This is a genomic window from Bacillus sp. JJ675, assembly GCF_036963165.1.
In the GTDB taxonomy this organism is placed as follows: Bacteria; Bacillota; Bacilli; order Bacillales; family Bacillaceae; genus Bacillus; species Bacillus glycinifermentans.
Window position 1 is genome coordinate 1 of record NZ_JBALMR010000017.1, and the last position, 4,434, is coordinate 4,434.

The 4,434-nt window shown below is 45.1% G+C and carries 4 protein-coding genes; all 4 read right to left on the minus strand.

The window, feature by feature from the left end; genetic code table 11:
* Window positions 1–39: 39 nt before the first annotated feature.
* On the minus strand, window positions 40–711 hold the full coding sequence (motS, locus tag V7126_RS04135) for a flagellar motor protein MotS (RefSeq protein ID WP_216899725.1): 672 nt from the start codon (window positions 709–711) through the stop codon (window positions 40–42).
* Window positions 701–1,513 carry a flagellar motor protein MotP gene (gene motP / locus V7126_RS04140; protein WP_046129272.1) on the minus strand — a complete coding sequence of 271 codons (813 nt, stop codon included), beginning with the start codon at window positions 1,511–1,513 and terminating at the stop codon, window positions 701–703. Before motP ends, motS begins: the two co-directional genes overlap by 11 nt.
* 88 nt (window positions 1,514–1,601) lie before the next feature.
* Window positions 1,602–2,606 carry a catabolite control protein A gene (ccpA, locus tag V7126_RS04145; protein ID WP_175076662.1) on the minus strand — a complete coding sequence of 335 codons (1,005 nt, stop codon included), beginning with the start codon at window positions 2,604–2,606 and terminating at the stop codon, window positions 1,602–1,604.
* A gap of 319 nt (window positions 2,607–2,925) precedes the next feature.
* Window positions 2,926–4,002, minus strand: coding sequence for a bifunctional 3-deoxy-7-phosphoheptulonate synthase/chorismate mutase (locus V7126_RS04150; protein WP_046129274.1), 1,077 nt, complete (start codon window positions 4,000–4,002; stop codon window positions 2,926–2,928).
* Between the last annotated feature and the right edge of the window lie 432 nt (window positions 4,003–4,434).

A 4,434-nucleotide genomic window follows, 5' to 3' on the forward strand; every position in this document is an offset into this window, starting at 1 on the left:
TTGACAGGGTGCAGATCACGGTGCAAGGCCTTTTTGGTTTTATTTTCTGATTACGATTTCAACTCGCCTGTTTTCCTTCATATGGCTCTCCGTCCGATTATCCCTGACCGGCTTCGTATCGGCATATCCGACCGCCAGAAAGCGTGAAGAGTCGAGTTTTTCTTTTGACGTAAAATAGCCGATGACCGTGCTGGCTCTTGCTGCAGAGAGCTCCCAGTTGGACGGAAATCGGTATGTGGAAATCGGCCGGCTGTCTGTATGCCCCTCCACATCGATCTGGTTGGGCAGCGATTTAAACAATACCGCCATTTTGTGCAATAGCGGGTAAGCCTGATTTTTAATTTCCGCCTTTCCGGAATCAAAGAGAACCGCCTCCTGCAGGACGAGGACGACGCCCCGTTCATCGCGCTTTGCGGTAATCAGGCGTGACAGCCGGTTTTTTTCAATATAGCCGCTGATTTTCTTTAATAAATCATCTTCGCTTTCGCCCGGCATGCTCTCTCCGCCGCCGGCTTCCGCGGCCGCCTTTTTGTCCCCTCTCTCCTGAAAAGAGCCGACAGCGGTCTTGAATTTTTGCAAATCGATTTGCGACATCGAAAACAGTAAAATAAAGAACACGAGAATCAGCGTAATCAAATCGGTAAAGGTAATCATCCATGACGGCGATTTGCGGCCGGCTTCGCGTTTTCGTCTCTCGTGCCTAAGCTTCATGGGCCTTATCCTTTACGTTTTCCGCATGCTTTTTTCTCCATTCCTCTTTGGAGCTGAATACGACGAGCTGGCTTTCAAGATTGCGGGGGTTTCTTCCCGACTGAACGCCGATGATCCCTTCGATCATGACCTGCTTCTTAAAGATCTCGGCTTCCGTCTTTTCTTCAAGCTTTGCGGCGATTGGAATAAACAGCATGTTGGACAACAGCGAGCCGTAGAGTGTCGTCAAAAGGGCGACAGCCATATTCGGGCCGAGGGTTTCCGGTTTGTTCAGATTTTTGAGCATCATCACCAGTCCGACGAGAGTACCGATCATGCCCCATGCAGGCGCATATTCTCCCGCTTTTTCAAAGATTCTTCTTCCCTTTCTGTGCCTTTCTTCCATCGCCGCAATTTCCGAGTTCATGACGTTGCGGATCGTCTCTTCATCCCACCCGTCAATGGCAAGCAGCAAGCCTTTTTTTAAAAACGGATCTTTCATTTCGCCGATTTCGGCGTCCAATGATAGAATTCCCTGTTTTCGCGCCTGTTCGGAAAGGGTGACAAACGTTTTGACCAAATCTCTTATGTCGTCATCTTCCGAAACAAACACCTGCTTCAGGACGGCCGGCGCTTTTTTTAAATCCTTCGGAGAAAAACTCATAAAAACGGCTGCGCATAATCCGCCCGTCACGATAAAAAAAGACGTTACATCGATAAACGAATAAAATCCGGAAAGGCCTGCTCCCGAAATCACGCCGACCGTCAAAATCAGCATGCCTAACATAAATCCGACAGGTGTAAGATAATCAAAACGTTTCATCTTTTTGCATTCTCTCCACTCACGTAAAAGAAAGCAAGATCTTCACGAAAAAAACCGTGAAAACTTGCTTTCTTTCTTGTTTTATTTTTTATGATTTCGTTGATTGTCTTTGTTCGATCCGATGCGGAAGCTGAACGATATGCTCTTCGACCTCTTCCTTGTTCATCAGCTTTGTTAACAGCCTCATCGCTACGGCACCGATGTCATATGTCGGCTGAACGACCGTCGTCAGCTGCGGACGAACCATTAATGACAGGCGCGTATTGTCAAATCCGACCACTTCAAGGTCTTCCGGAATCGATAATCCTTTGTCCTGTGCGGCATGAATGATTCCGAGCGCCATCTCATCTGTTGCAGAAATGACGGCCGTCGGTTTTTCATCAAGCTTCATGAGCGCATCAAGCGCCTCCATGCCGGAATCGTACGTATAGTCTCCTTCTACGACGAACTCTTCCTTAAATTCGAGACCTTTATCCTGCAAAGCCCTTTTAAAGCCTTGAAGCTTTTTCGCCTTATTGATCGGCTCCTGCATCGGTCCTGATACAAATGCCAAGCGCTTGTGGCCGTTTTCGATCAGCATGACTGCGGCGTCATATAAAGCCTGTTCATAATCGATCGCAACAGAAGCCGTTTCCCCTTTTTCTTCGACAGACGCTGCAAGCACGATCGGAACCGGTGACCGTTTAAATTCTTCAACGTGCTCGTCCGTGACGTTCCCGCTCATGAACACGATGCCGTCGACCTGCTTGCCGAGCATCGTATTAAGCAGGTGCAGCTCTTTGTCCATGTTTTGGTCAGAGTTGCTTAAAATAATATTGTACTTGTACATTGTGGCAATATCTTCGATTCCCCTTGCCAGCTCTGCATAAAAGATGCTTGAGATATCGGGAATAATGACGCCGACGGTTGTCGTTTTCTTGCTGGCGAGTCCTCTTGCGACGGCGTTTGGACGATAGCCGAGACGCTCGATTGCTTCAAGCACCTTTTTTCGGGTTGTCGGCTTTACGTTCGGATTCCCGTTCACGACTCTGGAAACCGTCGCCATGCTTACATTTGCTTCACGTGCGACATCATATATTGTAACATTACTCATTTTTTTACCACTCCTTCAACTGGGTACAATCTTTTTCTATAGCATAAACATTTTCATGTAGAGAAATGTCAAAATGTAAAACTTTATGTAAAATAAGCAAAGATTAAGTTTACATTATTTTTCATTAATATTCAAACAAAAAAAGCGCTCTCCTGAAATTATACACGGTTTTACCTAATATGAAAACGTTCCCTTTATTTTTATAATTAATTTAAACGCAAAAATCGCGTCATGTTATGAAAATAAGAATTTTTTTCGACAATTTTTAGTATGCACAAAAAAAGACCGCTTATAAAAGCGGTCCCAGTTGAATGAAGCTTTATGCTTTTACTTGTACAAGCGGCTTCAGCTCATTCAGCCATTTTTCGAATGTCGGGATATCCATTTGCTGTGCGGAATCTGAAAGGGCAACAGATGGATCTGGATGAACTTCCGCCATTACGCCGTCAGCCCCGATAGCAAGCGCTGCTTTTGCCGTTGGAAGCAAGAGATCGCGGCGTCCAGTTGAATGAGTGACATCCACGAATACAGGAAGATGTGTCTCCTGTTTAAGAATCGGTACAGCCGAAATATCGAGCGTGTTCCTGGTCGCTGTTTCGTACGTTCTGATTCCGCGCTCGCAAAGAATGATTTGATCGTTTCCTTGGGAAATGATATATTCCGCTGCATTGATGAATTCCTTCAGTGTTGCGGCAAGACCGCGTTTTAAAAGGACCGGCTTTTTCACAGAGCCTGCCGCTTTTAACAGCTCAAAGTTTTGCATGTTGCGAGCGCCGATTTGGATGACGTCAATGTAATCGATCGCTTCTTCAATATGCTGCGGATTTACGATTTCGCTGATGACGGCGAGATCATATTCGTCAGCTACACGCTTTAAGATCTTTAAGCCTTCAACACCGAGGCCCTGGAAGTCATACGGGCTTGTACGCGGCTTGAATGCTCCGCCGCGAAGCAGTTTCAGGCCTTGTTTTTTTGCAGCCGCTGCGACTTCGGCTACTTGATCATAGCTTTCAACGGCACACGGGCCGATAATGAATCTTTGTTCGCCGTCGCCGATTGTTTCGCCTTTAATATTGACAATCGTATCTTCAGGCTTCTTCTTCCGGGAGACGAGAAGAGCCTTGCTGTGGTCATCTTCCTGAAGCTCAAGTCCGGCTTTAAAAATCTCTTTGAATATATGCTGAATGGTAGAATCTTCAAAAGGGCCGTCGTTGTTTTCAATGATGCTGTTCAGCATCGCTCTTTCCCTCACAGGATCATAGCGGTTAATTCCTTGCGCTTCTTTCGCTTTGCCAATCTCCTGAACGATTCTGCCCCGTTCGTTAATCAACTTCAAAATCTGCAAGTTCAATTCGTTCGCCTGCTGCCTCAGCAAATCCAGTTCAGTATTGCTCATGTTTTCCATCCTTTCTTTTTGGCCTCACCCTATGAAAATAAGAATGATTCAATTATTAGGGTTTATTATAAACAATGTTTGTTGAATTGTCACGAAAAAATTCTTTATTACCCAAACGCTTTTAAGTGATAAAGTATGATATGCAGTTTATCCCTTGTCTGTGCGGGTTTTTTACCTTCGACAAATAAAAAAAAGAATCTGAGATTGATTCTTTAACTTGATCGAGCGTATAACCGCTGCAAATCGGTCTCTGCTTTATATATCCGCTGATTTTAAGAACGGCAAAAAAAGACCAAGACGCTGTATGATATGCTCCCCTAAAGGTAGACAGATGAAATAAAAAAATCTGTTTGCCTTGGGGGAGTTTTTTCATGGCTGGAAAATGGTTTTCAAAAGAAGAAAAATTGAATATTCTATCAGAATGTGATCAGG

What these genes read in the sequence shown, in the direction of transcription:
- motS (WP_216899725.1), bottom strand. Translation starts at nt 711, where the DNA reads ATGAAGCTTAGGCACGAGAGACGAAAACGCGAAGCCGGCCGCAAATCG.
- motP (WP_046129272.1), bottom strand. Translation starts at nt 1,513, where the DNA reads ATGAAACGTTTTGATTATCTTACACCTGTCGGATTTATGTTAGGCATG.
- ccpA (WP_175076662.1), bottom strand. Translation starts at nt 2,606, where the DNA reads ATGAGTAATGTTACAATATATGATGTCGCACGTGAAGCAAATGTAAGC.
- V7126_RS04150 (WP_046129274.1), bottom strand. Translation starts at nt 4,002, where the DNA reads ATGAGCAATACTGAACTGGATTTGCTGAGGCAGCAGGCGAACGAATTG.